This is a genomic window from Microbulbifer maximicatervae (SeqCode) (genome assembly GCF_052467695.1).
The window spans coordinates 504,232-529,628 of sequence record NZ_CP174320.1 but is presented as its reverse complement, the minus strand read 5'-3'; the positions used below and the strand labels follow the sequence as shown (position 1 = coordinate 529,628).

Sequence of the window (25,397 nt, the reverse complement as noted above, 5' to 3'; positions counted from 1 at the left end):
GAGGGCTTAGGTGGGAAGGGAGTTCCCGGCGGTGAGGTACCGCCGGGGGGAGATCAGTTTAGCGAATGGACTGTACAAAAGCGGTCAGGATTAGCAGTGGGCAGACGATGCGCACGTACCAGGGCCAGATCTTCCAGAACAGGGTGTTTTCGATATCTTCATGGCCTTTCTTGAGTTCGCTCAGCAGCTGGTCGCGGCGCCAGATCCAGCCGGCAAAGATACACAGGGCAATACCGAGCAGGGGCTGGCCGTATTCAGTACTGATACTGACTGCCAGTCCGAAGAGGGCGTCGAAGTTGTAGATGATGCCACAGCTCACGCCGAAGATGATCAGGCCAACGATCGGGGTGGCGATGCGGCGGGGGATATTCAGGTTCTCGATAGAGAATGCCACCGGCACTTCCAGCATGGAAATGGAGGAGGTGAGGGAGGCGATAACCATCAGCGCGAAAAAGGCGATGGCGACGAATATCCCGGCTTCACCCATGGTGTCGAAGAGTGCTGGCAGCACTTGCAGGATCAGGCTCGGGCCGGCGATCAGGGAACCGTCGGCAGAGAAGATCTGGGTACCGGCCTCCTGAGCTACGTACATGGCGGGCAGGATCAGCAAGCCGGCTGTGAAGGCGATGCCCACATCAATCAGGGTTACCAGGGCGCCGAGGCGCGGCAGACTTTCCTGCTGGCTCAGGTAGGAGCCGTAAATCAGCATGGTGCCTACACCCAGGGATAGGGAGAAAAAGGCCTGGCCCATGGCGGAGATCAGCAGATCCGGGGTGAAGTGGTCGAAGTTGGGCATCAGGTACACTTCCAGGCCGGTCAGGGCGCCGGGCTGGGTGAGTACGTAGCAGATCAACAGCAATAACAGGATGATCAGCGATGGCATCAACAGGGTGGACCAGCGCTCGATCCCCTTCTCAACACCACTGGCGATAATCAGCATGGTGAGGCCACTGAAAATGGCGGTCATGATCATATTGCGATCGGTGCTGTTACCGGCCAACCACTGGGCCGCTTCCTGGGCGCCGAACAGGCTGGCGAAAGGTTGGGCCAGGTGGGCCACCATCCAGCCCGCCACAATGGCGTAGAAGCTCAGGATCAGGGAGGCCACCAGGATACCGCCAAAGCCGGTCAGGCCCCCGAAAAAGCGGCTGATGGGCCCATTGGAAATGGAGCGTAACGCCTGCACCATATTGCGGCGCGCGTGGCGGCCGATGGTGAGTTCGGCCATCAGGGCCGGATAGGCGAGCGCAAAGGCTAGAAATAAGTAGGCGACTACAAAGGCGGCGCCGCCGTTGCTGGCAGCCTTGGTTGGAAAGCCCCAAATATTGCCGAGACCAACGGCGGAACCCGCCGCGGCCATCAAAAAGCCAATATTCGAGCTGAACTGTCCTCGCGGTGCACTCATGGTAAATCCCGTAATTATTCTTCTAATAGTTCACTGTGCACTATTTGTGCGCCGAGCGCATTAGGCGCTGCTTTTCGCGGTTCCAATCGCGCTTCTTCTCAGTCTCGCGTTTGTCATGGCTCGCCTTACCTTTGGCAAGGCAGACTTCGCACTTCACCAGATGCCCTTTCCAGTACATGGCTGTGGCAACCACGGTGTGACCCTTCTGCTCAACAGCGGCGATCAGCTTGGAAAGCTCGCGCTTGGTGAGCAGCAGGCGACGGGTGCGGTCGGGCTCGGTGACAAAGTGGGTGGAGGCACTGGGTAGCGGCTGGATGTTGGCACCCAGCAGCCAGGCTTCACCGTTTTTAAAAATGACATAGCTGTCGGTCAGTTGGGCTTTGCCCTCCCGACAGCTTTTGACTTCCCAGCCTTTCATCTCAACGCCCGCTTCAAACTTTTCTTCAATGAAATAGTCGTGGCGGGCCTTCTTGTTGAGGGCGATGGTATTGGATGTTTGTGCTTTCTTTTTCTTGGCCATGAAAACTACGAGTGACTATATAAAACTGTGTCCAAAAAACTTCAGGGCCACGGTATTGATAAAGATAAGCAGCAGTATCAATGGGATAAAAGTGCCCAGGGAGAAGTTAACGTATTTTTGCGAAAACGAGCCTGCAAAGTCGCTGTCACCTTCTTGCAGCTCTTTATCAAAATTGGATTTCTTCCATTTGTAGATCACGAACAGACATACCAGCAGGCCGTTTAAAGGCAGGATGGTGTCGTAGAAGATGATCTCCACCAAATCGAAGAACGACTTGTTTGCGCCGGCCAGTTGTACAAACTCTGTAAACCAAGTGGCCATACCGAATGATACGGCGCAAGCGATGGCCAGCACAAATTGAACTGCCGCAACGATGTAGATGGCCTTCTTACGTTCCATGTTGCGCTCGTCGCGGAGGGTGGCAATGGGCACCTCGATAATGGAAACCAGCGAGGTGATTGCGGCAACCAGTACCAGGAAGAAGAAGGTGGCCGCTACTGCGCTAGCGCCTATGTAGCCGATTCCGTCCTGTAAAGCGAGGAATATCTTCGGCAGGAACAGGAAGATCATACCGGCGGAGGAGTCGCTCAGTTCTGCCGGATCGATTTGTGGATTGAAGTGGAAAATACTCGGCAAAATCAGCAGACCGGCTGTAAAGGCTACCAAGGTGTCAGTAATCGCTACGGCACGGGAAGAACCGGGGATGGAGTCCTTCTTCTTCATATAGGAGCCGTAGGTAATCATGATGCCCATTCCCAGAGACAGGGAGAAGAAGGCCTGGGCCATGGCTTTGCTGATTACGTTGCCGTCAATTTTGCTGAAGTCGGGTACCAGGTAGTACTGCAAGCCTAGGGCTGCGTTATCCAGGGTCAGTACAAAGAATACCAGCCCTAATAACATTACAAACAGCATGGGCATCAGGGTTTTTGCGGCCCGTTCGATACCGTCTTTAACGCCCATAGCGAGAATGGCATTGATGATCAACATCAGCACTACCAGGTAAATAAATACCGTGGGTGTATTGATAAAGTGGATAAAGAAATCCGGGGTGGCGAGCTTATCCAGGTTGCCGGAGAAGATTTCTACCAGGTATCCCATTACCCAAACGGTGACTACCAGATAAAAAACCGCGATCATAAATGGGGTGATCAGAGCCAGCCAGCCGGGAATACTCCACAGCTTGGAACCTTTGGAAATTTCTCGGTAAGCGCCGACAGGGTCTTTATCCGAGCGGCGTCCCATAGCGAGTTCCGCCATCATCACCGGCAGGCAGATCACGAATACGAAGAGAGCATAGACCAGTAAGAAGGCACCGCCTCCGCTCTTGGTGGCTGCTACAGGGAATGCAACCAGGTTGCCAATACCGACGGCGGAACCTGCTGCGGCCAGGATAAAGCCCAGCCTTGACCCAAAATGCTCTCTCACTGCGGTCATAAGTACTCTCGCTATTATTTTTTGAATGCTTGTAGTTTTTGTTACTGCGGCTGGGGCTAAGTGTGGCCCACCGGTAAAAAATGCGATTGTTGCAGGAATTGTCTTGCTTGAGTAGCGCCGACTGGCAAAATTAGCCGTTCAACGGTAATCCCAGGTAATTTTGCCTGATGGACTGGGTTAGACAGTAGGAATGACTGAAATAGAACGCAGTGCGCTGGTGATGTACAGCGCGGAACAAATGTTTGATCTGGTCAACGATGTGGCCAGTTACCCACAATTTTTACCCGGCTGTCGCGCTGCGGAGATTATCCACAGCGATGACACCACTTTAGAGGCGCGCCTGGATTTGTCGCGCGCGGGTATAAAGCAGAGCTTTGTAACCCGAAATCAGTTGGTGCGTCCCAAGTCGATGACGCTCAAGCTGGTGGATGGTCCTTTCGAGCAGTTCGAGGGACTGTGGGAATTTACTCCACTGGCTGAAAATGCCTGTAAGGTGAGTTTTACCCTTTCGTTTTCGATGAAAAATCGATTGATCGCGGCGGCTGCGGGAAAAATTTTCAGTGACCTGGCCAACCAGATGGTCGCGGTTATGTGTGAGCGTGCGGAAGAAGTTTACGGGAAACCCCAATGACAGAAGAGAAAACAATCTCGGTGGAGGTGGTGTACGCACTGCCCCACGAACAGCGATTAATGCGTTTGTTGGTGTCTGAGGGTACTACTGCGCGGGAGGCGCTAATTCGCTCGGGAATTCCCAAGGAGTATCCTGAAGTCGATCCGGATACGGCAAAGATGGGTATTTTTGCCCAGGTGCTGGGGAGTAAGGGGCTGCCGCCGGCGGAAAGTTATGTCCTGCAACCCGGGGACCGGGTTGAGGTGTATCGCCCCTTGATCGCCGATCCCAAAGAGGCGCGCAAGCAGCGCGCCGAGAAAGCCAAGCGTATGGCTGAGAAGAAGAAAGGCGCCGAGGGGACTTCCGCTTAGGGCCAGCCTGTGGGCTGCCAGTCGCCGCTGGTGGCTACCAGGGAGTCTTCATCAAAGTAAACGCTAAAGGTCTTTTGGGTGATATTGCCTTTCTTGTCGCGAAGGCGATTGACGTAATCCCAGCGGTTGGGGTTGTACGTATCTTCCAGCAGCGGAGTGCCCAGAACAAACTGTACCTGGCGTCGCGTCATCCCTGGCTTTAGCTGATCCACCATCTCCTGGGTAATGATATTGCCCTGCTGCACCTCAATACGGTGTACACCGGGGAATTTTACGAGTGTGCAAGCTCCCAGCAAGCTGCACAGGAAGGCGATAGTGAGAAATCTCAGACTAGGCGGCATTCATTGCTCCATTATTCGGTTTCAAACGGCAGCGCTCACGCTGATTTCTTACAAACAGTCAGTTTAGTCTCAAGTGGAGAAAAAAAGTTCCTCCACTTACCAGTTCTGCCCTAAGTGAGCAGTACGGGGTTTCTCTGACTCCGTAGGGCATGGGATAATACCTGAAGAGTTGGCTCGCTGACAGACGGGACTCCAGGGTCGGAATCCTTTATAAATGGCCGCTGTGGGTTTGGGCAACTTCGGATAACTTTTAAAATCCTGCCGGGAAATATTGATACATGTCGAACGAAAACCAGGAATTGCGCAAGGCTGGCCTCAAGGTCACTCTGCCGCGGGTGAAGATTCTGCAATTGCTCGAAAGCACTAGTGAGCAGCATTTGAGTGCTGAGGATGTCTATAAGCTGTTGCTGGAGGCGGGAGAGGATGTCGGTCTAGCTACTGTGTACCGGGTATTGACCCAGTTTGAGAGCGCGGGCCTGGTAGTGCGCCACAACTTCGATGGCGGCCACTCAGTATTCGAACTGGACCGTGGCGATCACCACGATCACATGGTGTGCACGGATACCGGTAAGGTTATCGAGTTCCACAATGAAGAGATTGAGGAGCTACAGCGCCAGATCGCTGAAGAGCACGGCTATGAGCTGACTGGCCACAGCCTGGTTCTGTATGTGACAGAAAAAGAGAAGTGATTCTTCCGGGTGCGGTATTCACCGCACCCTTCAAATGCTTACGCTGAGTGTTACGACTGGCAGGGTGGGGTGTAAAGCTCTGGGAACTTGCCAATTTTATCAGCGTAAAATTCCTTGAGCTTCAAAAGCTCGGCTTCCAGGTTTTCACTGAATTGCGCTATCGGGCCGATGCCCACTTCTTTTTTGGGGAAGCTGATATAGCCCAGCACTACCGGAACCCTGGCGTTGCGGGCGATATGGTAAAAGCCGGTCTTCCAGCGTTCCGCCAAACCGCGAGTGCCCTCGGGGGGAATAGCGATAACCAGTTCTTTGCGCAGTTTGAACTGCCTGGCGGTGGCATCCACTAGGTTGTTGGCTTTGCTGCGGTCTACGGCGATACCGCCGAACCAGCGCATGGGGCCACCCAGCGGGAAGGTAAACAGCTTGTCTTTGCCCATCCACTGCGGGGTCATCTTCAGTTTGAGTGCGGCGAGAATAAAGTAATAGCCATCCCAGTTAGTGGTATGGGGGGCGCCGATCAATACGTACTGCTTTAGTTTGAGAGACTGCTCGTCAGCTTTGACACGCCAGCCGTGCAACTTCAGTAGCACCCGTGCAACCAAGCGGAGGATTGGGGTGACAATAGGGGTGTTGAAAATCGTTCTCTGCATAACCTCGGCCGGGACTACTCATACATCGAAAAATAAGCCGCCAAGTATATGGTGACTTTACCTGCCGCTCCCAGTCATATTTGTGCGTTTGTCCTAAATCGGCACATATATCCGATGAAAGGGGTGGTTTACCGGATTGTGTGGCGGTCATTTATTGATCTACGGTATAACATTGCTTACCAAAAAGCATCATTTTTGCCCTTTGGTGACATTTGGCGCAGGAACCGTATGGAGGGGGCGGGGCTGACTCCATAGCCAGCCCGAGAGAGGGGGTTGGGAGGTTAAATTCTCTCTAGCATTTCCTCGGCATGAGCCAGGGATTGGGCGGTGGGGGCACCGCCGAGCATGCGCGCCACTTCTTCGCGGCGCTCGCCGTTGGTGAGTTCGCGCAGTGCCACAAAAACACTTTCGCCATCGCTGTGCTTCTCCACCAGGTATTGGCGGTGGGCTCGCGCCGCTACCTGGGCCAAGTGGGTCACACAGATCACCTGGCCGCTGCGACCATTGCGGGTTTCCCCCAACTGGCGCAGCAGGCGGCCCACCACATCACCGGTGGCACCGCCGATACCCACATCCACCTCGTCGAATACCAGGGTGGGGGTGCGGGAGGTTTGCGCAGTTACCACCTGGATTGCGAGGCTGACCCTGGAGAGTTCACCGCCGGAGGCAATCTTGCCCAGGGGGCGAGGCGGTTGGCCCGGGTTGGTGGAAATTAAAATTTCTGCTTCTTCCAGTCCCTGGCTATTGGGCGTATCCAGCTCTTGTAGTGATAGCTCTACTCGAGCGTGAGGCATGGCCAGGTCGGCCAGCTGGCCGTTCACGGCCTCCGCCAGCGAAGCTGCCGCTTTACTGCGTAGCTTGCTGAGTTTGCCGGCCACTTTTCTGTACTGTTTTTCCAGTTGTTCACAATCTGCGGCAAGGCGCTCCAGGGCATCTGGGCTGCCGATATCGTCCAGCTCTGCCTGTAACTGTTGCTGTAGTGCCGGCAGCTCCTGTGGTTGGACTCGGTGTTTGCGCGCCGCCTGGTAGATGGCGCTGAGCCTGTCTTCTACTTCGGAGAGCCGTTCCGGGTCCATCTCGAAGCGATCGATATGTCGGGAGAGGGTGGCTGCGGCCTCATCCACCTGGATGCGCGCACTGTCGAGCATCTGTGCCACTTCCACTAAGGCCGGAGCCTGTCCGGGCATGGAGGACAGCAGTTGCAGGGCGCGGTGCAACTGTTCGGCGATATCGCCCTCACCGCCGGATAGGAAAGCGGCCAGCTGGTAGCTGCCACTGAGGATTTCCCCCGCATTGGCCAGCTGTTGCTGTTCGCTCTCGAGGGACTCTATTTCCCCTTCGCTCAAGCCAAGTTGATCCAGCTCCTTAAGCTGGTATTCCAGCAAGTGGCGGCGGGCCTCGGCTTCCTCGGCGCTGTCGGCCAGGGTGCGATAACGGCGATAGTGATCCCGCCAGGTTTTGAAGCGGCTGCGGGTCTCTGCGGCGAGATCCTGGGCCTGGGCGTATTCATCCAGCAGGCGCAGGTGTGTTTCTTTCTTCAGCAGGGATTGGTGTTCGTGCTGGCTGTGGATATCGATTAGCTGCTCGCCCAGGGCGCGTAGCTGCAACAGAGTGACCGGTTGGCCGTTGATATAGGCGCGGGAGCGGCCGTCGGCGCCGATAGTGCGGCGCAGAATGACTTCCTGCCCGGCGTCCAGCTCCTGAGACTCGAGCCAGCTGGCGGCGCTGGGGTGCTCGACGATATCAAATGTGGCGCTGATATCGGCGCGATTGGCGCCGGTGCGCACAAGCTCCGCGCTGCCGCGGCCGCCCAGTGCCAGGCCGAGGGCATCCAGGGTGATTGACTTACCCGCGCCGGTCTCGCCGGTCAGGGTGCTGGTACCGGGACCAAACTCCAACTCCAGTTGGTCCACCAGGGTGAATTGGCTGATAGACAGATGCAGCAGCATAGAGATCGCTTGTGTCCTTGCTAATCGGCGGGCGCCCGGCCCAATTAGTGGTTATTTATACAGTATTCGTTCCCGGTTAGCTATAGGGGCGGGGCCACATTACTCTGAGGATGTGCGCTAGCGCGAAAAACCACTTGAACTGTGCGGGGATGTCCCCATATAGGCTCCAGTGCCCGAGAGACGGGCTCAACTCACATTACTGACAGAGTCGACGCGACGGAGAAAGCAGTGGCCAGAGAGCGCAGCGAAGAAGATCAGATTAAAGAGGGGGCGGAGCACGCACCAGCTACAGACGAGGGCGTTTCAGCAGAGATTGAAGACCCTTCCTCTATAGAAAGCGAACTTGCCGAGGAAGCCTTGCGGGAAGAGGCCGAAGGTGCCGATGCCCTGCACGAGGAAATTATCAAGTTGCAGGAGCAGCTGGCAGCGCACAAGGATATGGCCCTGCGCGCCCAGGCGGAAGAGCAGAATGCCCGCCGCCGCGCGCAACAGGATATCGAGCGCGCGCGTAAATTTGCGGTAGAGAAGTTGCTGCAGGACTTGCTGCCTGTAGTGGACAACCTCGAGCGCGCACTGGCGACGATCGATACGGCCGACGAAGCCAACAAGGCCTTGGTAGAAGGTATCGAGCTGACCCACAAATCTTTCGTTGAAACCCTGACGAAAAATGCTGTGGAAGTTGTCGATCCGGCCGGTGAGCCCTTCGACCCAGAGCTGCACCAGGCTATGACCCAGGTGCCCAACGGCGAGGTGGAGCCGAACACGGTTCTGGATGTGTTTCAAAAAGGTTATCGCCTCAATGGCCGCCTGGTTCGCCCGGCCATGGTGGTGGTCAGCAAAGCGCCGTAACGGCAGAAGTGTAAAGCGGCCTTGAAATTTAGCGGCCGGCACCAATATAGCTGACATCAAGAATTATTCGCGCGGTGTAAACAGAACATAGCTGGCAGCGCGCATCAAAAGAGGATTTTACAGATGGGAAAAATTATCGGCATCGACCTGGGTACCACTAACAGCTGTGTAGCGGTACTGGATGGTGACAAAGCGCGTGTAATCGAAAACGCCGAAGGCGATCGCACTACACCTTCTATTGTTGCCTTCACTGACGACAACGAAATTCTGGTAGGTCAGTCTGCCAAGCGTCAGGCGGTGACCAATCCCCAAAATACTCTGTTTGCGGTTAAGCGTTTGATCGGCCGTAAATTCAAAGACGACGTTGTCCAGAAAGATATCAAGATGGTCCCTTACACCATCACTGAAGCTGACAACGGCGACGCTTGGGTAGAAGTGAAAGGCGATAAAAAAGCTCCGCCGCAGATCTCTGCCGAAGTCCTGAAGAAAATGAAAAAGACTGCGGAAGACTTTCTCGGCGAGAAAGTAGAAGCTGCAGTAATTACCGTACCGGCTTATTTCAACGATTCCCAGCGTCAGGCCACTAAAGACGCCGGCCGCATCGCGGGCCTGGACGTTAAGCGTATTATCAACGAGCCGACTGCCGCTGCACTGGCATACGGCCTGGACAAGCAGGGCGGTGACCGCACTGTAGCGGTATACGACCTGGGTGGTGGTACCTTCGATATCTCCATCATCGAAATTGCCGACGTAGACGGCGAGAAGCAGTTCGAAGTACTGTCCACCAACGGTGACACTTTCCTCGGTGGTGAAGACTTCGACCTGCGGCTGATCGAATACCTCGCAGACGAGTTCAAGAAAGACCAGGGCATCGACCTGAAAGGTGACCCCCTGGCGATGCAGCGCCTGAAAGAAGCTGCAGAAAAAGCCAAGATCGAGCTGTCCTCCAGCCAGCAGACCGAAGTCAACCTGCCGTACATCACTGCAGACGCCACTGGTCCCAAGCACTTGGTGGTTAAACTGACCCGCGCCAAGCTGGAAAGCCTGGTAGAAGAGCTGGTTACCCGCTCCCTGGAGCCGGTAAAAATCGCTCTGCAAGATGCCGACCTGTCCGCTTCCGGTGTAGACGAAGTGATCCTGGTAGGCGGTCAGACCCGTATGCCAATGGTTCAGCAGAAAGTAACCGAATTCTTCGGCAAAGAGCCGCGCAAAGACGTTAACCCCGACGAAGCCGTTGCCATGGGTGCTGCTATCCAGGGTGCCGTACTGTCCGGTGACGTTAAAGACGTACTGCTGCTGGACGTAACTCCGCTGACCCTGGGTATCGAAACCATGGGTGGCGTTGCAACTCCGCTGATCGACAAGAACACCACTATCCCCACCAAGAAGTCCCAGGTTTTCTCCACTGCGGATGACAACCAGACTGCGGTAACCATTCACGTGGTTCAGGGTGAGCGCAAGCAGGCTGCACAGAACAAATCCCTGGGTCGTTTCGACCTGGCCGATATCCCACCGGCACCGCGCGGCATGCCGCAGATCGAAGTAACCTTCGACATCGATGCCAACGGTATCCTGCACGTACACGCGAAGGACAAGGCCACTGGTAAAGAGCAGTCCATCGTGATCCAGGCTTCCTCCGGTCTGTCCGAGGACGAGATCGATAAGATGGTTCAGGACGCTGAAGCTAATGCTGAAGCGGACAAGCAGTTCGAAGAGCTGGTGCAGACTCGTAACACGCTCGACGGCCTGATTTCTGCGACCAAGAAAACTCTGGAAGAAGCTGGCGACAAAGCTACCGCTGAAGAGAAAGCAGCTATTGAAGCAGCAGTTACCGAAGCGGAAGAAGCTGTTAAAGGCAATGACAAGGCCGCTATGGAAGCTGCAACTACCAAGCTGACTGAAGCTTCCGGTCCGGTTGCCCAGAAGATGTACGCCGAGCAGGCTCAAGCCGCTGGTGCTGAAGGTGCCGCTGGCGCTGGTGCCCAGGGCGAGCAGCAGTCCTCCGCTGGCGACGACGCGGTAGACGCAGAGTTCGAAGAAGTTAAGGACGACAAAAAAGAAGGTAAGTAAGCGTTCGCTTGCAATTCCGGCGGCAGCTTTTAAAGTGGCCGCCGGAGAACTTCAGGGGCGCGGCGCCTTACTTTCAGAGGCCCGCGCCCTGTGTTGTTTCAGGTATCCGCCAATATTTGCCGAGTTTTCGCAGTTTTGGTGGTGCTCCGTTCGCGGAGCTTAGTTAGAAACCGAGAAGTAGAAAGAGAGTTTGGCCGTTCTTGATGCCGGACCAGAGAACATAGTTTTATGTCGAAACGCGATTATTACGAAGTCCTCGGCGTCGAGCGCGGCGCTTCGGATGCAGAGCTGAAAAAAGCCTACCGCCGGGTGGCAATGAAGTTTCACCCGGACCGCAATCCCGATGACAAGGAATCGGAGAACAAATTCAAGGAGGCCAATGAGGCCTACGAGGTTTTGTCGGATTCCGAGAAGCGCGCAGCTTATGACCAGTTTGGCCACGCCGGTGTGGAAGGCCAGATGGGCGGTGGCGGCGCCGGTGGATTCGGTGGCTTCTCCGATATTTTTGGCGATGTGTTCGGCGATATCTTCGGTGGTGGCGGCGGTGGCCGTCGCGGCGGCCCTGCTCGCGGTTCCGATCTGCGCTATGACCTGGAATTGGACCTGGAAGACGCGGTGCGCGGCACCACGGTCAAGATTCGCGTTCCGACTCTGGCAGCCTGTGGTACCTGTAGCGGTTCCGGGGCCAAGCCCGGTTCCTCTCCGCAAACCTGTGGCACCTGTGGTGGTGCTGGCCAGGTGCGTATGCAGCAGGGTTTCTTCTCTGTTCAGCAAACCTGCCCCAACTGTCGCGGTCGCGGGACCACTATCTCCGATCCCTGTGGCAGCTGTCACGGTCGCGGTCGCGTAGAGGAAACCAAAACTCTGTCCGTTAAGGTACCGCCCGGTGTGGATACCGGCGATCGCATTCGCCTGTCCGGTGAAGGTGAAGCCGGGCCCGACGGCGGCCCCGCTGGTGACCTCTATGTACAGGTAGTGGTGAAAGAGCACGATCTGTTCCAGCGCGATGGCAAGAACCTCTACTGCGAAGTGCCGATTAGCTTTGTTTCCGCTGCCCTCGGTGGTGAGCTGGAAGTGCCGACTCTCGACGGTAAAGTGAAGCTGAAGATTCCAGCAGAAAGCCAGACCGGCAAACTGTTCCGCCTGCGCGGCAAGGGTGTTTCCCCGGTTCGCGGTGGTGCAACTGGCGACCTGCTGTGTCGCGTTGTTGTAGAAACTCCAGTGAACTTGTCCGGCAAGCAAAAAGATTTGCTGCAAGAGTTCTCTAATACCCTCAGCGAAAAGAAAAATTCACCGCGTCAGACCGGTTGGTTTGAAGGGGTGAAAAACTTCTTTGGTGATATGAAGCTTTAATCGCTGTTAGCACCGGCAAAACCTTAAATTGTTTTGCGGGTTGCCTATTCAAGAAGGCTCGAGAGCATTAGCTTTCGAGCCTTTTTTATTTCCAGGCGAGTATTATTCCTTCAATAGAATGCCTTCTATTGGGAAGTTTTGGTTCTCAAGCGGGCTGCGAATTCGCTCAGGAATTCCTGTTGGATTTTTTGCGCTTTGCGCAGTTGCTCCTTACTTAAAATACCTTCCAATTCTTTGTGTGTTTCCAGGCTGATAGCTGCGAATTGAGCGCCAATTTCGCCGCGTTGCTTGGGGGTTAGGGAGACTTTTTTACCACTGAGTAAACCGTATTTTTCCAGCACCGCTTTTTTCTCTGCGAAGCTCTTTTGCATAATGGGTAATACGGTTTTTTCCTGTCCCGGGGTGAGCTGCAAACGCAGCGTCACCCAATCGGTAATATCATCATACTTCTCCCAAAAGTCTGGATTGGCATTTTGCTGCTGGGCAGATGCCGGCGTGCTGCCAAAAGCCAGGCTCAGAGAGATCACTACCGCCATGATGTGTGGTAGATGGTTGGACAGGATCATCAGTCGCATATTGGCGCTCCATTTACCCCTCACAGTAAAGCGTAGCAGTGGCCGCTGATATCGCGTTTTGCGCAAGTATCCTCTTGGCAATTTAAAAATATGTGGATATTTCTTTTTGTTTTACTTTTGCGGAGTGACTAGCGATTTTTAGGCACGCTAATACTGGCTTACTGGTATCTATGCGCTCTACCGGGTGCGTTGTAGAATCCAGAACCTTATAGATTTGGACTGGAGTGCTGTGATGGCGGTAAAAGTGGCGGTGACGGGATTTGGTGGTCGAATGGGACGAGCGTTGGCGGAGGCTTTGTCCCTGTCTGATAAGGCCGAACTGTCAGCGGCTATAGTGCGGCCTGGCTCCAGCTTGGTCGGCGCTGATGCCGGCGAAGTTGCCGGTCTGGGCCGCAGCGGCCTGGCTATTGTGGACAGCCTCGATAAGGTGGACTTTGACGTACTTATTGATTTTACTGCCCCTAAAGCGACCGTGGAAAATACTGCCTATTGTGCGGAGAAAAACCTCCCCATTGTAATCGGCACCACGGGCTTTGATAGCGAGGAAAAAAATAAAGTATTGGCTTATGCAGATCAGGTGCCGCTGTGCCTCGCCAGTAATTTTTCCACCGGGGTAAACCTGTGCTTTAAATTGTTGGAAACTGCTGCGCGGGTAATGGCGGAAGAGGCCGATATCGAGATTGTCGAAGCCCATCATCGCCACAAAGTGGATGCACCTTCCGGCACGGCACTGAGTATGGGAGAAGTGATCGCGGAAACTCTGGGGCGCGATCTGGATAAAGTGGCAGTTTACGGCCGCGAAGGTCAAACCGGTGCCCGCGATAGGGATACTATCGGTTTTGCCACAGTGCGCGGTGGTGACGTAGTGGGAGAGCACTCGGTGATGTTCCTGGCAGAAGGTGAGCGGGTCGAAATTAGCCACCGCGCCAGCAGCAGGCTCTCTTTTGCTCGTGGTGCCGTGCGCGCGGCACTGTGGATGATGGGAGAGGAAGGGAGTACGCGGGCGCCGGGGCACTACGACATGCGCGATGTGCTCGGCCTTAACTAACCTTACAAAGAGTAAATAAATTCAGCGCCTGCAGGGGCGCTGTGAAAGAAATTTTCGATTTTCATTTGCCCGCCATTTTTGCGGGTAAAACTAAAAGGCCGGCAACATTCGTTCGACCGGTCACCCTGTAACCTTCCTTTGAGGAACCTCGATTGGAAAGAAAGCTGATTGTCGGCAGCGAGGAGTGGTGCGGGCTTCCCGCACTCGGCGTCCCGGCGATTAAGGTGCGTGTGGACTCCGGGGCTAAAACTTCCTGTTTGCACGCTTACAACATCCATACCTTCAAGCGCGATGGCGAACCCTGGGTGAGTTTTGAGGCGCATCCACTGCAGCACCAGCGCCGCCCTTCAGTGCGTTGTGAGGCGCGGCTTTTGGATAAAAGGCTGGTGCGCAGCTCCTCCGGAGAAAGCGAAAAACGCCCGGTAATTCGTACCTCTATTTCCATTGGTGGCAGTGTCTGGGATATCGAACTGACCCTGACCAATCGGGACAGTATGGGCTATCGCATGTTGTTGGGGCGCGAAGCCATGATTGGGCGAATGCTGGTAGATCCGGCTGAGAGCTTCTGTATTGGCGATATCCCGAAAAGCCAGTTGGATGAATATTATCGGGATGAGCACCATATTGCCGGTACCGGCCTGCGCATCGGGCTGCTGGCATCGAACCCGGATCTCTATAGCAACCGGCGCATTATGGAAGCGGGAGCCGAGCGCGGACATCGCATGAGTTTTCTCGATATCCGCCAGTGCTATATGAAGCTCGACCCTGATGAGCCGGAAGTGCACTACCGGGATGGTCGCATACTCAATAGCCTGGACGCGGTGATTCCCCGTATTCGCCCCAGCCAGACTTTTTACGGTTGTGCGCTGACGCGGCACTTTGAGAGCCTGGATATTTTTGCCCTGAATGGCTCTGCCGCTATCAGTCAGTCCCGGGATAAATTATTTTCCCTGCAGTTGCTGCAACAAAGTGGATTAAATATTCCCACCTCCGGGTTTGCCAATTCCCCAGTGGATACCAACGAGCTGATCGAAATGGTGGGCGGTGCGCCACTGGTAGTGAAGTTGCTGGAGGGAACCCAGGGGCGTGGTGTGGTTTTGGCAGAAACCCGCAAGGCTGGGGAGTCGGTGATTAATGCGTTTAAGTCTCTCAAGGCCAATCTTCTGGTGCAGGAGTTTATTCGCGAGGCGGAGGGAAAGGATCTTCGCCTGTTTGTTATCGATGGTCGTGTGGTGGCCTCGATCCAGCGCGAGGCGGCACCTGGGGAATTTCGTGCCAATATTCACCAGGGCGGTACGGCTTCAGTAGTTAAAGTTACCGCCGAGGAGAAGCGCCTGGCGGTCAAGGCTGCCAAGGTGTTGGGGCTCAAGGTGGCGGGTGTGGATATTATTCGCTCCCGCAAGGGGCCGCTGTTATTGGAGGTAAATTCCTCACCGGGACTTGAAGGCATCGAGAGCGCTACACGCAAGGATGTGGCTGGAGCCATGATCATATCTATCGAAAAGGCGTTGAAGTGGCGCCCGATATTGCCGGGGGAGGATCTTTAGGCGCTGTAACTCTGGTCCCGGCGGGGGCCTTTGCGTTGGGCTAATCTGAGTAGGTGGCCGGGCTTTTCGCTGGCGCGCAAATAGAGCCGCAGCGAGCTTTGGCCGCTGCGGGTAACAGCCCACCGCAGCTTCCTTTCGGGAGATGCAAACCGCAGGGTTTGAGCTTCTATGACGATATCCAGCCCAGGTTCACTTCGCACTATTCCCGCCCTGATACTTTTCCTGATAGTACTTTTCACCGGTGTGGGTGCCCAGGCTGCGGTGCAGCTCTCCGATACGCCTTTGGGGCGACGGGTAATGGTGGATTACATAGTGCACTTCGCCTACCACCTACAGTGGCCGGTCAATGCCTTCGCCAACAGCAGTGCCCCGTTCAAGGTGTGCCTGATGGGTGGGGACTCTCTCGGTGAGCCACTGGCGGCCCGGTTCAAGAATCAGCGTATTGATGGGCGGGATGTGGAGCTTGAGAAAATTGAGGTCAAGGAGATGCTGCGGGCGCGCAAGTGCCAAATTGTGGTGCTGAGTACCCTGGATCGCCCCACACTGCTCAAGGCGTTGGTGGCACTGGAGTTTTTCCCGGTTCTGACGGTGAGCGATGCCGAGCGCTTTGCCGCCACTGGCGGTATGATCGAGTTTGCCGACAGCGGCCGCGAGGTGGCCCTGCGTATGAATAAGACCATGCTGGAGAAGGCGGAGCTGAAAATGGGCAGCAGTCTTTTCCGGTTGGGACGCAAGCCGGAGTGAGATTTTCAGGGAAAGTAGCCTGGCGTATTTTTGCACTAGCGTCCAGAGGTGAATTCGCGTAGAATCTGCGCCCGATTTGGGCCGGTGCCGCGAAGCTGAATCGCGCAGCGTGAGCCTACTAAAAAGCTGGCGGCAACCGTCGGCCACTTTGTGAGAATCACGCGTGAAAAGATTTTTAAAGCGAGATGAAGCTGCGATGTTTCATCTCGCTTTTTTATGCGCGCACCAGTCAGGAGCCCGCGTGCTCCGAAGCCCGCAAACCCCGCCCGGAAGCAGTTCTGAAGATTGGAGTTCAATTTGACTAAAGCTGTCCCTACGTCGGAGGCTTTCATGCCCCACAACTTTATGCAGAGTACAACTCCCGCGCTGCTGGTGCTCGCAGATGGTAGTGTCTTTGAAGGACGCGCAATCGGTGCCCATGGCAGTTCTGTTGGCGAGGTCGTGTTCAACACATCCATGACCGGCTACCAGGAGATCCTCACCGATCCCTCCTACGCCCGCCAGATTGTGACTCTGACCTACCCGCACATCGGCAACACTGGCACCAACCAGGAAGACGAAGAGTGCGCTGATATCTGGGCCGCCGGCCTGGTAATCCGCGACCTGCCGCTGCTGGCCAGCAGCTTCCGCAACGAGCAGTCCCTGGAGGACTACCTGCGCGAGCGCAATATCGTTGGTATCGCCGATATCGACACTCGTCGCCTGACCCGCCTGCTGCGCGACAAAGGTGCGCAGAGCGGTTGCATCGTTGCCGGTGACAATATCGACCGCGAAGAAGCCCTGGCCAAGGCCAAGGAATTTGCCGGTCTGAAAGGGATGGACCTGGCCAAGGTAGTGAGCACCAAGGAAGCCTACCCCTTTAGTGAAGGTACCTGGACTCTCGGCGAAGGCCACAAGGCCGCGCCGGAACAGCCCTTCAAAGTAGTGGCTTACGACTTTGGTGTGAAGCGCAATATCCTGCGTATGCTGGTGGATCGTGGCTGTGACATCACCGTAGTACCGGCGGAGACTCCGGCTTCCGAAGTACTGGCGATGAATCCCAACGGTGTATTCCTGTCCAATGGCCCCGGCGACCCCGAGCCTTGCGAATACGCGATCACCGCTATCCGCGAAATCCTGGACGCGGGCATTCCCACCTACGGCATCTGCCTGGGCCACCAGTTGTTGGGCCTGGCGGTGGGCGGTAAAACTGCCAAGATGAAGTTCGGTCACCACGGTGGTAACCACCCGGTACAAGACCTGAACAGCACCAAGGTGATGATCACCGCGCAGAACCACGGTTTCGAAGTGGACGCCGACAGCCTGCCGGACAATGTGGAAGTTACCCACAAGTCCCTGTTCGACGGTACCTTGCAGGGTATTCACCTGAAGGACAAGCCGGCCTTCAGCTTCCAGGGACACCCGGAAGCGAGCCCGGGCCCACACGATGTGGCGCCGTTGTTCGACCACTTTATCGATTTGATGAAAGAGCGCGCCTAAGGGCGTAGCCGCCCAGGGTAGGGCAATTAACCGCCGCTTTTGCGGCGGTTTTAAGGAGACTCTGAATAACGCCGTAATACCTCTGCGGGTCCTTGAAGGCTGCAGATGTTAGGCGCAGCTCGCCGCGAATGGCCATAGCCCTTGGCAAGAGCTGCAACGCAGCAGCTGTGGCCTTCAAGGACCGCCCTTCGGGGCTTGCAGAGCGATTCACACTCCGCGTTGCGACTTCTTGAAAGGTCTAGACATTCCTGCGAAGCCGCGCCTTGATTGTGAACCGCTCTGCAAGCCAGAGGCATCACGGAGTTGTTTAGAGTCTCCTTAACAAGAAACGAATGAAATTTAGCGCAGCCGGTCTTTGCCGGTAGTAGAACGGAAGAAAGATGCCAAAACGCACAGATATCCAAAGCATTCTGATTATCGGCGCAGGCCCCATCGTGATCGGCCAGGCGTGCGAATTTGACTACTCCGGCGCCCAGGCCTGTAAGGCGCTGCGCGAAGAGGGTTACCGGGTGATCCTGGTGAACTCCAACCCGGCCACCATCATGACCGACCCGGCCATGGCCGATGCCACCTACATCGAGCCGGTGGAGTGGCGTACCGTTGCCAAGATTATTGAGCAGGAGCGTCCCGACGCCATCCTGCCTACCATGGGTGGCCAGACAGCACTGAACTGCGCCCTGGACCTGGACAAGCACGGTGTCTTGAAGGAATTCAATGTCGAGCTGATCGGTGCGGACAAAGACGCTATCGAGAAAGCGGAAGACCGCGACCTGTTCGACAAGGCGATGAAGGCGATCGGCCTGGAAACCCCGCGCGCCAAGATCGTCCACTCCATGGAAGAGGCGAAGAAGGTACCGGAAGAGTTCGGCTTCCCGGTAATTATCCGTCCGTCCTTCACCATGGGTGGTTCCGGTGGTGGTGTGGCCTACAACTGGCCGGAGTTTGAAGAGATCTGCAAGCGCGGTCTCGACCTCTCCCCCACCAACGAATTGCTGATCGACGAATCTCTGCTCGGCTGGAAAGAGTACGAGATGGAAGTGGTTCGCGATAAGAACGACAACTGCATCATCGTATGTTCCATCGAGAACTTCGACCCGATGGGCGTACACACCGGTGACTCCATCACCGTTGCCCCGGCGCAGACGCTGACCGACAAGGAATACCAGCTGATGCGCAACGCCTCTATCGCGGTACTGCGCGAGATCGGCGTTGAGACTGGCGGCTCCAACGTACAGTTCGGCGTCTGCCCGAAGACTGGCCGCGTGGTTGTGATCGAGATGAACCCCCGCGTATCCCGCTCCTCCGCACTGGCCTCCAAGGCTACCGGTTTCCCGATCGCCAAGGTCGCGGCCAAGCTGGCAGTGGGTTACACCCTGGATGAGTTGCAAAACGATATCACCGGCGGTGCTACCCCGGCGTCCTTCGAGCCGTCCATCGATTACGTTGTCACCAAGATTCCGCGCTTCACTTTTGAGAAATTTGGTGAAGCCGATGCGCGCCTGACCACCCAGATGAAGTCTGTGGGTGAAGTGATGGCGATCGGCCGTACCTTCCAGGAGTCCATGCAGAAAGCCCTGCGCGGTCTGGAAGTGGGCAGCTTCGGCCTGGAAAGCAAGATTGACCCGAGCAAAGACGGCGCTGAGACCCGCCTGCGCAGCGAACTCTCCGTTCCGGGTGCCGAGCGCATCTGGTACGTGGGCGACGCCTTCCGTATGGGCATGAGCGTCGGCGAAGTTTACGACCTGTCCGGTATCGATCCCTGGTTCCTGGTACAGATCGAAGAGCTGATCAAAATCGAAGAGCCGCTCAAGTCACTGCCCACCTCGGCGTTGACTACTGAGCAAATGCGCTTCCTCAAGCGCAAAGGCTTCTCCGATCGTCGCCTGGCGGACCTGCTGGGGGTGAGCCAGAAGACTGTGCGCGAATTCCGCCACAAGCTGGGCGTATTCCCGTCTTACAAGCGCGTGGACACCTGTGCTGCTGAGTTCAGCACCTCCACTGCTTACATGTACTCCACCTACGATGAGGAGTGCGAAGCGCAGCCGTCCGACAAAAAGAAAATCATGGTACTCGGCGGTGGCCCCAACCGTATCGGCCAGGGCATTGAGTTCGACTACTGCTGTGTACACGCCGCACTGGCGATGCGCGAAGACGGTTACGAGACCATCATGGTCAACTGTAACCCGGAGACTGTTTCCACCGACTACGACACTTCCGACCGCCTCTACTTCGAGCCGGTAACCCTGGAAGACGTGCTGGAAATTGTTGCCAAAGAGAAGCCGGAAGGCGTGATCGTACAGTTCGGCGGCCAGACTCCGCTGAACCTGGCGCGCTACCTGGCCAACGAAGGTGTGCCGATTATCGGTACTACCCCAGAGCAGATCGACCGCGCCGAAGACCGCGAGCGCTTCCAGCAGATGATTATGCGTCTCGGCCTCAAGCAGCCGAAGAACGCCATCGTGCGCTCTGTCTCCGAAGCCATCCAGGCGGCGAAAGATGTGGGTTACCCGCTGGTTGTGCGCCCATCTTACGTATTGGGCGGCCGCGCGATGGAGATCGTCTACAAAGAAGACGAGCTGCTCACATATATGAAAGAAGCGGTACAGGTTTCCGACGAAGCACCGGTACTGCTGGACCACTTCCTCAACGCTGCCATTGAAGTAGATATCGATGCGGTATCCGATGGCAAGGACGTTGTGATCGGCGCCATCATGCAGCACATTGAACAGTGTGGTGTTCACTCCGGTGACTCCGCTTGCTCCCTGCCGCCTTACAGCCTGCCGGCGGATGTGCAGGACCGTATGCGCGAAGAAGTGAAAGCCATGGCTCGCGAGCTGGGCGTAGTTGGCCTGATGAACACCCAGCTGGCCTATCAGGACGGCGAGATCTACGTGATCGAGGTGAATCCGCGCGCTTCCCGAACTGTACCTTTCGTCTCCAAGTGCATCGGCACTTCACTGGCGAAAGTGGCTGCGCGCTGTCAGGCGGGTATCAGCTTGCAGGAGCAGGGCTTTACCGAAGAAATCGTACCGGACTACTACTCCGTTAAAGAGTCTGTATTCCCGTTCAACAAGTTCCCGAAAGTGGACCCGATTCTCGGCCCCGAGATGAAATCCACCGGCGAAGTGATGGGCGTAGGCGCTACCTTCGCAGAAGCCTTCGACAAGGGCCTGGTTGCCGCTGGCGACCGCCTGCCGGAGTCCGGCCGCGCATTTATCTCTGTACGTGACTTCGACAAGGCCGACGCAGTGGGCGTAGCTCGCGATCTGGTGGAGCTTGGCTTCGAAGTAATTGCCAGCCGCGGCACCGCCAAGGTCTTGCAAGAAAACAATATTCCCGTTACAACCGTCAACAAGATGAGTGAAGGTCGCCCGCATATCGTCGATATGATTAAGAACGACGAGATTGCACTGGTGGTGAATACCACCGAAGGGCGCCAGGCGATTCGCGACTCTGCGGATATCCGTCGCAGTGCCGAGAACCACCAGGTGTGTTACACCACCACCCTGGCGGCGGCCCAGGCCATGGCGATGGCCATGCGTCAGGAGCAGCCGCTACAGGTTCGCCGCCTGCAAGACCTTCACCAGCGTGTCGTAAAGCTGTCTTAATAGCTTTAAAACCAACTTGTGAAATCCAACCGGGCCCCGTGATCTCACTGGGCCTGGTTTCGTCGTAACAATAATGGAGGTCCCACATTGAACCGGGTACCAATGACCGTTGAAGGCGCAGAAGCGCTGCGCTCAGAGCTGGACAATCTGAAGAAAGTTGAACGCCCTACTGTTGTACAGGCGATTGCTGAAGCGCGCGAACACGGTGATTTAAAGGAAAATGCCGAATACCACGCGGCGCGGGAAAAGCAGGGCTTTATCGAAGGCCGTATCCAGGAAATCGAAAGCAAGCTTTCCCACTCTCTGGTCATTGATGTGAAAAGCATTGAGCCCAGTGACAAGGTAATTTTCGGCACTACGGTAACGATTATTCACCTGGATGATGAGAAGGAAGTCACATACAAAATTGTGGGTGACGACGAAGCCGATGTGAAAAAGCACAAGATCTCGGTGAACTCCCCGATTGCCCGTGCGCTGATCGGCAAGGAAGTGGGTGATGTGGTGGTGGTCCAAACACCTTCCGGTGCGGTGGAGTACGAAATCGATGCGGTTGAGCACCTGTAAATTACAAGCGATAAAAAAAGGGCGGCCATGGGCCGCCCTTTTTTGTTGTTGCCCGTTCTACTGGAATACGAGGCTTTGGTTAGCGTGGCCAGACTGCATTACCGTAGCAGTTTCATAGAGGCCGAATTGTCCCACCAGGCTATTGTTGTTGTCTCCTGATTGGCGTGCTGTTGCGCTGTGTCCAGAACCGATCTGTCCCAGGTACACATCATTGTGGTGGCCTCTCTGGCGGGCACTCGCACTGTGGTCATATCCAGCCTGGGAAATATCCGCTTCCTGATTGTGGCCGCGTTGACGCATACGGGCGTAGTGATCACCACCTACCTGACGAATATCACCATCATTGGATTCACCGGACTGGCGCATGCCGGCATCGTGGCCAAAGCCGCTCTGGAAGGTATCTGCGTTGTGCAGTTCTCCTCTCTGGCGAATAACGGTCTCAGAACCAACGCTAACAACCTGGGTGGCGGTTGCCGTGTTGTGGCTGTCCATCTGGCTAATCATCACCATGTTGCCAGCACCTGCAAACTGATAGGTGAGGGCGTAGTGGTTGTCCCCAGATTGCTGATGGGCGGAGTAACTGCCCAGCTGTCCAATCTGATAGGTCTCAGACACGTTGGTGGTGCCGGACTGGAAGCTGAACGACTCGTTGCCGGCACCGCCGCTTTGCAGCAACTCCGCTGAATGGTGATCACCTTCCTGGTACTGGTACCCATAGCTGCCGAGTTCAATGCTGTGAGTGATCTCTGCATCATTGCTATGGCCGTGTTGCTCCTGCATAGCGTTGTTATCCCAGGTCAGCGGCCCGGTCTGAGTGATGGTGGCATTGTTGTGGCCGCCATTCTGGTCCTGAGTGGCAGTGTTGCCGCCCGCATAAGCGGTTCCACTGATGGCCAGGGTTAGGGCTACAGCGATAGGGGTTAAAGTCTTCATGAGTGTCTCCATTACTACAAACTTCAATGAATATCACACGGTGAATTACCAGCCTAAATGGCTGAAAAGGGGGTGGCACGTCATCCTGCGCCAAGGGTTTTACAGCAGGTGCACCTAGCCGGAGGGGCAGGTATCACTGTAAAGAGGGGGAGCAGCGTTGCCGCAAAGGCATTGCCGCCAGTCAAACAGGTTAGCGGAAGGGTAGGACTGATACATTTTGATGGCTTCCCTGATACTGCTTAGGAGTCCAAAATTTCGTTCCGTCCCCAATATTCTTGCTGGGAATTGAGGCAGTCGCTATAGGAGAGAAGTTGTAAATCCTTGAGAAGAAAGTGCTATTGCACAGTACCGAATTTACTTTTTCCCCCTCTATAGCTTTTGCCTGTTGCTATGAACAGCGTAGGAATTTAGGTGGACTTATTCTATTGGGAAATATGGCTGCTGTTGGAAATGCCGATCTGTAGGGTGTTGCTGGATGCTCCCGCTCTCATCTGGCTGGCTTGGACCTGGTTAAATAAGCCAATCTGGGTACTGCTGGCCATCTGGTTAAGGCCCTGTTGAGAAAATGAGACAGTATTTTCAAGCCCAATTTGGTTTGATTGGTTGGTATTACTTACACCAGCTTGCAGAGAATTTGCTGAATTCAATAAACCCTCTTGTGAAGCTGATGATGAATTCCCCGTGCCCAGCTGCTCCATTTCGGAAAAGTTAAGTGCGCCTGCCTGGGTAATTGAAGATTCATGAGCGATGCCGGTTTGCTCACTGACACCTAAATTAAGCAAACCCGCCTGTGAGATTGAGGCATTACCCGTAAAATTGAATACTTGTGCCACGGCGGCGACATTGGCTCTGTCTGTCTGCTCAATGTTGACGCTGTTATTGGCTCCGGAAATCTGTACCGTGGTGGCAACCTGTCCCTGGCCATCCTGAGTGTGCAGGGAGAAACCGTTTATTTGGTTAACTTGTCGGGTGAGCGATCTGCTATTAGAGCCAATCTGTACGCTCTGTCCCGCATTGTCGCTACCAGTAGATTGGGAGACTCTGGAAAAATGATTGCGGCCAGTTTGAAATTGGGAAATTGTGCTGTTGATTTCTATGGATTGAATGCCGGTGGCGTCATTAAAAAAGCCAATTTGCTCTTGCAGGATTAAGTTGCCCTCATTAAGCGGAAACCTCTGGTTGGCAACGGCATTGTTGCCAATACCAACCTGTATCTGCTCTACGGTTTGGTCATTCCCAAAGGCGGAATTGACGGAAAGAAATGCGATAAATATGACTACCGGCGAGTAAATAACTTTTTTCACGAATACCTCCACGACTACATAACAAGGAGCATGAAAATTACGGCTTTAAAGTGCGGTGTTGGCAAGCAAACATAGGGAAATTACCACTGGAAATTAAATTCCGGACAGTAATTATTAAGAGCGCTAAAAGCGAATTGACCCAACTACCGCTATTTTCATTGTTGATGGCGGTATAGTAAGTTTCTATAGGGCTTTATTCTCAATTTAATGAGAAATAAGTATCAAGAAATGACTGCTTTTACCTCAGGAATCCAGTCGGAATAAGTTGACCTTACTCCGACTGGTAATAACTTCGTTACTGTAAAACCACTGCCGTATTACCGGTACCGGTTTGGGTAATATTGGCGGATTGGGAGAAACCATTTTGAATCACAGTTGCGTCATTCATACTGCCAGACTGATTGACGATCACCATATGGCCACCGCCTAATCCACCATTCCCGGCCTGCATAATATTGGCGGAATTTAAGTAGCCATCTTGAGTGACGTAGGCACTGTTATACCAGGATACTTGCACGATGGTGGCCATATTGCCCTCGCCGTCCTGATAGAGGTCCAGTTCGTTGTACATATCGGACTGGGCGACATCTGCGCTGTTGGCGGCGCCGATCTGTTGGATACTGGCGTAGTGCCCGGTGCCTTCCTGGCTGATTATGGCTTCATGACTTGAGCCTTGCTGGAAAATCATCGCATCGGAATTAAAGCTTGCATATTGTCCAATTAATGCGCCGTGGAGTTCGCCCATTTGCTCAATAACAGAGACATTATCGCTACCGAGGTGTTGTTGGATCTCTGCCTCATTACCGGACCCCACCTGGCGTATTGTCGATTGCCCATGCTGTGTGGCTAATTGATAGCTACTGGCACGATTATTAGAGCCCGACTGGAATATTTCTACGCTATTTGCGATCCCATCCATTTGCAGGCTATAGGCGTCGTTAAGACTGCCTTCTTGTATTTGGATAATTGAGCTTTCAATTTCGTTTTGCTGTACGGCCTCTGCAATATGAGCAGAGCCGTCCTGACTGATCTCCAGGTGATTATCGATAGCGCTTGGGTCAGTTTGATCCGCTACAGCTGAGTTACTGGAGCCACTTTGCGTGATTAATGTAGTATTTTCTGCAGCATAACCCAAGCTGGTGGCAGATATCGCCAGTACCAGTGGAATTACGGTAATCTTCTGCACGGCTAACTCCTGTGTATTACCGTCTAGTGGTAAATCCGGTCGTTAAAACTTTTGCCTGTGTTACCTGTGAAGTGAGTAACGTCAAAATGTGAGAAATCGTTTACATGGAAAACTGTAGACGAAGAATTTTGAAACCACTGCTACGTAAGAAAATATTGATGCAGTATT

The 25,397-nt window shown here is 54.8% G+C and carries 22 protein-coding genes and 1 pseudogene; 13 read left to right on the top strand and 10 right to left on the bottom strand.

Translation table 11 applies throughout. From position 1 onward, the window contains the following. Window positions 1-58 precede the first annotated feature (58 nt). The 3 genes from ACJJI8_RS02345 to ACJJI8_RS02335 are packed head-to-tail and all read right to left on the bottom strand — an operon-like array spanning window position 59 to window position 3,359. Entirely contained in the window at window positions 59-1,405 is a 1,347-nt protein-coding gene (locus tag ACJJI8_RS02345) for a sodium-dependent transporter (RefSeq protein WP_413663282.1), read from the bottom strand. 40 nt (window positions 1,406-1,445) lie between these two features. Beyond that, window positions 1,446-1,925 carry an SsrA-binding protein SmpB gene (gene smpB, locus ACJJI8_RS02340; protein WP_282931304.1) on the bottom strand — a complete coding sequence of 160 codons (480 nt, stop codon included), beginning with the start codon at window positions 1,923-1,925 and terminating at the stop codon, window positions 1,446-1,448. Between the two features lie 15 nt (window positions 1,926-1,940). Continuing rightward, window positions 1,941-3,359, bottom strand: coding sequence for a sodium-dependent transporter (locus ACJJI8_RS02335; RefSeq protein ID WP_444934129.1), 1,419 nt, complete (start codon window positions 3,357-3,359; stop codon window positions 1,941-1,943). Between the two features lie 190 nt (window positions 3,360-3,549). Here ACJJI8_RS02335 and ACJJI8_RS02330 point away from each other — a divergent pair, with 190 nt between their 5' ends. Both ACJJI8_RS02330 and ACJJI8_RS02325 read left to right on the top strand, forming a co-directional pair. After that, on the top strand, window positions 3,550-3,990 hold the full coding sequence (locus ACJJI8_RS02330; protein WP_413663280.1) for a type II toxin-antitoxin system RatA family toxin: 441 nt from the start codon (window positions 3,550-3,552) through the stop codon (window positions 3,988-3,990). After that, a complete protein-coding gene (locus ACJJI8_RS02325; protein WP_413663279.1) occupies window positions 3,987-4,340 on the top strand; it encodes an RnfH family protein in 354 nt (117 codons plus the stop codon). The genes ACJJI8_RS02330 and ACJJI8_RS02325 overlap by 4 nt, the downstream gene beginning before the upstream one ends. Here the strand turns inward: ACJJI8_RS02325 and ACJJI8_RS02320 are convergent. Next, on the bottom strand, window positions 4,337-4,681 hold the full coding sequence (locus tag ACJJI8_RS02320) for an outer membrane protein assembly factor BamE (RefSeq protein WP_413663278.1): 345 nt from the start codon (window positions 4,679-4,681) through the stop codon (window positions 4,337-4,339). The genes ACJJI8_RS02325 and ACJJI8_RS02320 overlap by 4 nt on opposite strands. Window positions 4,682-4,959: 278 nt before the next feature. Here ACJJI8_RS02320 and fur point away from each other — a divergent pair, with 278 nt between their 5' ends. After that, window positions 4,960-5,370: a ferric iron uptake transcriptional regulator gene (gene fur, locus ACJJI8_RS02315; RefSeq protein WP_282931309.1), complete on the top strand. Its 411-nt coding sequence runs from the start codon at window positions 4,960-4,962 to the stop codon at window positions 5,368-5,370. Between the two features lie 50 nt (window positions 5,371-5,420). Here the strand turns inward: fur and ACJJI8_RS02310 are convergent, their stop codons facing one another. Together ACJJI8_RS02310 and recN are read right to left on the bottom strand one after the other, a co-directional pair. Next, entirely contained in the window at window positions 5,421-6,020 is a 600-nt protein-coding gene (locus ACJJI8_RS02310) for a 1-acyl-sn-glycerol-3-phosphate acyltransferase (RefSeq protein WP_413663277.1), read from the bottom strand. Between the two features lie 281 nt (window positions 6,021-6,301). Continuing rightward, window positions 6,302-7,969, bottom strand: a complete 1,668-nt coding sequence (gene recN / locus ACJJI8_RS02305; RefSeq protein ID WP_444934128.1) for a DNA repair protein RecN — start codon at window positions 7,967-7,969, stop codon at window positions 6,302-6,304. A gap of 228 nt (window positions 7,970-8,197) precedes the next feature. On the opposite strand from recN, the gene grpE reads away from it, so the two are divergent. The 3 genes from grpE (at window position 8,198) to dnaJ (ending at window position 12,241) form a co-directional block, all read left to right on the top strand. Then, window positions 8,198-8,818: a nucleotide exchange factor GrpE gene (gene grpE / locus ACJJI8_RS02300; RefSeq protein ID WP_282931312.1), complete on the top strand. Its 621-nt coding sequence runs from the start codon at window positions 8,198-8,200 to the stop codon at window positions 8,816-8,818. A 123-nt stretch (window positions 8,819-8,941) separates the two neighbouring features. Continuing rightward, entirely contained in the window at window positions 8,942-10,888 is a 1,947-nt protein-coding gene (dnaK, locus tag ACJJI8_RS02295; protein WP_282931313.1) for a molecular chaperone DnaK, read from the top strand. 228 nt (window positions 10,889-11,116) lie between these two features. Beyond that, the gene (gene dnaJ / locus ACJJI8_RS02290; RefSeq protein ID WP_282931314.1) at window positions 11,117-12,241 is read left to right on the top strand and encodes a molecular chaperone DnaJ; all 1,125 of its coding nucleotides are present in this window, start codon (window positions 11,117-11,119) and stop codon (window positions 12,239-12,241) included. A gap of 125 nt (window positions 12,242-12,366) precedes the next feature. On the opposite strand, the gene ACJJI8_RS02285 is transcribed toward dnaJ, so the two are convergent. Further along, a complete protein-coding gene (locus ACJJI8_RS02285) occupies window positions 12,367-12,816 on the bottom strand; it encodes a hypothetical protein (protein ID WP_444934127.1) in 450 nt (149 codons plus the stop codon). Between the two features lie 232 nt (window positions 12,817-13,048). Here ACJJI8_RS02285 and dapB point away from each other — a divergent pair, with 232 nt between their 5' ends. The 7 genes and pseudogenes from dapB to greA all read left to right on the top strand — a co-directional run bounded on the left by dapB (window position 13,049) and on the right by greA (window position 21,806). Further along, entirely contained in the window at window positions 13,049-13,864 is an 816-nt protein-coding gene (gene dapB, locus ACJJI8_RS02280) for a 4-hydroxy-tetrahydrodipicolinate reductase (protein WP_444915568.1), read from the top strand. 224 nt (window positions 13,865-14,088) lie between these two features. After that, a pseudogene (locus ACJJI8_RS02275) lies at window positions 14,089-14,373 on the top strand (ATP-dependent zinc protease family protein); the annotation flags it as partial. A 129-nt stretch (window positions 14,374-14,502) separates the two neighbouring features. Then, window positions 14,503-15,411, top strand: coding sequence for a 30S ribosomal protein S6--L-glutamate ligase (gene rimK, locus ACJJI8_RS02270; protein ID WP_413665891.1), 909 nt, complete (start codon window positions 14,503-14,505; stop codon window positions 15,409-15,411). Window positions 15,412-15,579: 168 nt separating this feature from the next. Further along, on the top strand, window positions 15,580-16,155 hold the full coding sequence (locus tag ACJJI8_RS02265) for a YfiR family protein (protein ID WP_444915569.1): 576 nt from the start codon (window positions 15,580-15,582) through the stop codon (window positions 16,153-16,155). Window positions 16,156-16,485: 330 nt separating this feature from the next. Continuing rightward, window positions 16,486-17,634, top strand: coding sequence for a glutamine-hydrolyzing carbamoyl-phosphate synthase small subunit (gene carA, locus ACJJI8_RS02260; RefSeq protein ID WP_444934126.1), 1,149 nt, complete (start codon window positions 16,486-16,488; stop codon window positions 17,632-17,634). Window positions 17,635-18,014: 380 nt separating this feature from the next. Further along, window positions 18,015-21,242, top strand: a complete 3,228-nt coding sequence (gene carB / locus ACJJI8_RS02255) for a carbamoyl-phosphate synthase large subunit (protein WP_444891977.1) — start codon at window positions 18,015-18,017, stop codon at window positions 21,240-21,242. Between the two features lie 87 nt (window positions 21,243-21,329). Further along, the gene (gene greA / locus ACJJI8_RS02250) at window positions 21,330-21,806 is read left to right on the top strand and encodes a transcription elongation factor GreA (RefSeq protein WP_282931320.1); all 477 of its coding nucleotides are present in this window, start codon (window positions 21,330-21,332) and stop codon (window positions 21,804-21,806) included. 57 nt (window positions 21,807-21,863) lie between these two features. Here greA and ACJJI8_RS02245 read toward each other — a convergent pair whose 3' ends face one another. From ACJJI8_RS02245 to ACJJI8_RS02235, 3 genes are all read right to left on the bottom strand, one after another. Further along, window positions 21,864-22,739, bottom strand: a complete 876-nt coding sequence (locus ACJJI8_RS02245; RefSeq protein WP_444934125.1) for a hypothetical protein — start codon at window positions 22,737-22,739, stop codon at window positions 21,864-21,866. 422 nt (window positions 22,740-23,161) lie between these two features. Continuing rightward, complete coding sequence (locus ACJJI8_RS02240) at window positions 23,162-24,043, bottom strand: hypothetical protein (protein WP_444934124.1); 882 nt, start codon at window positions 24,041-24,043, stop codon at window positions 23,162-23,164. 295 nt (window positions 24,044-24,338) lie between these two features. Next, window positions 24,339-25,229: a hypothetical protein gene (locus tag ACJJI8_RS02235; RefSeq protein ID WP_444915573.1), complete on the bottom strand. Its 891-nt coding sequence runs from the start codon at window positions 25,227-25,229 to the stop codon at window positions 24,339-24,341. Window positions 25,230-25,397: the final 168 nt, after the last annotated feature.

Coding starts and splice junctions, on each gene's coding strand:
- ACJJI8_RS02345 (WP_413663282.1), bottom strand. CDS start 1,405: ATGAGTGCACCGCGAGGACAGTTCAGCTCGAATATTGGCTTTTTGATG.
- smpB (WP_282931304.1), bottom strand. CDS start 1,925: ATGGCCAAGAAAAAGAAAGCACAAACATCCAATACCATCGCCCTCAAC.
- ACJJI8_RS02335 (WP_444934129.1), bottom strand. CDS start 3,359: ATGACCGCAGTGAGAGAGCATTTTGGGTCAAGGCTGGGCTTTATCCTG.
- ACJJI8_RS02330 (WP_413663280.1), top strand. CDS start 3,550: ATGACTGAAATAGAACGCAGTGCGCTGGTGATGTACAGCGCGGAACAA.
- ACJJI8_RS02325 (WP_413663279.1), top strand. CDS start 3,987: ATGACAGAAGAGAAAACAATCTCGGTGGAGGTGGTGTACGCACTGCCC.
- ACJJI8_RS02320 (WP_413663278.1), bottom strand. CDS start 4,681: ATGCCGCCTAGTCTGAGATTTCTCACTATCGCCTTCCTGTGCAGCTTG.
- fur (WP_282931309.1), top strand. CDS start 4,960: ATGTCGAACGAAAACCAGGAATTGCGCAAGGCTGGCCTCAAGGTCACT.
- ACJJI8_RS02310 (WP_413663277.1), bottom strand. CDS start 6,020: ATGCAGAGAACGATTTTCAACACCCCTATTGTCACCCCAATCCTCCGC.
- recN (WP_444934128.1), bottom strand. CDS start 7,969: ATGCTGCTGCATCTGTCTATCAGCCAATTCACCCTGGTGGACCAACTG.
- dnaK (WP_282931313.1), top strand. CDS start 8,942: ATGGGAAAAATTATCGGCATCGACCTGGGTACCACTAACAGCTGTGTA.
- dnaJ (WP_282931314.1), top strand. CDS start 11,117: ATGTCGAAACGCGATTATTACGAAGTCCTCGGCGTCGAGCGCGGCGCT.
- ACJJI8_RS02285 (WP_444934127.1), bottom strand. CDS start 12,816: ATGCGACTGATGATCCTGTCCAACCATCTACCACACATCATGGCGGTA.
- dapB (WP_444915568.1), top strand. CDS start 13,049: ATGGCGGTAAAAGTGGCGGTGACGGGATTTGGTGGTCGAATGGGACGA.
- ACJJI8_RS02265 (WP_444915569.1), top strand. CDS start 15,580: ATGACGATATCCAGCCCAGGTTCACTTCGCACTATTCCCGCCCTGATA.
- carA (WP_444934126.1), top strand. CDS start 16,486: ATGCCCCACAACTTTATGCAGAGTACAACTCCCGCGCTGCTGGTGCTC.
- carB (WP_444891977.1), top strand. CDS start 18,015: ATGCCAAAACGCACAGATATCCAAAGCATTCTGATTATCGGCGCAGGC.
- ACJJI8_RS02245 (WP_444934125.1), bottom strand. CDS start 22,739: ATGAAGACTTTAACCCCTATCGCTGTAGCCCTAACCCTGGCCATCAGT.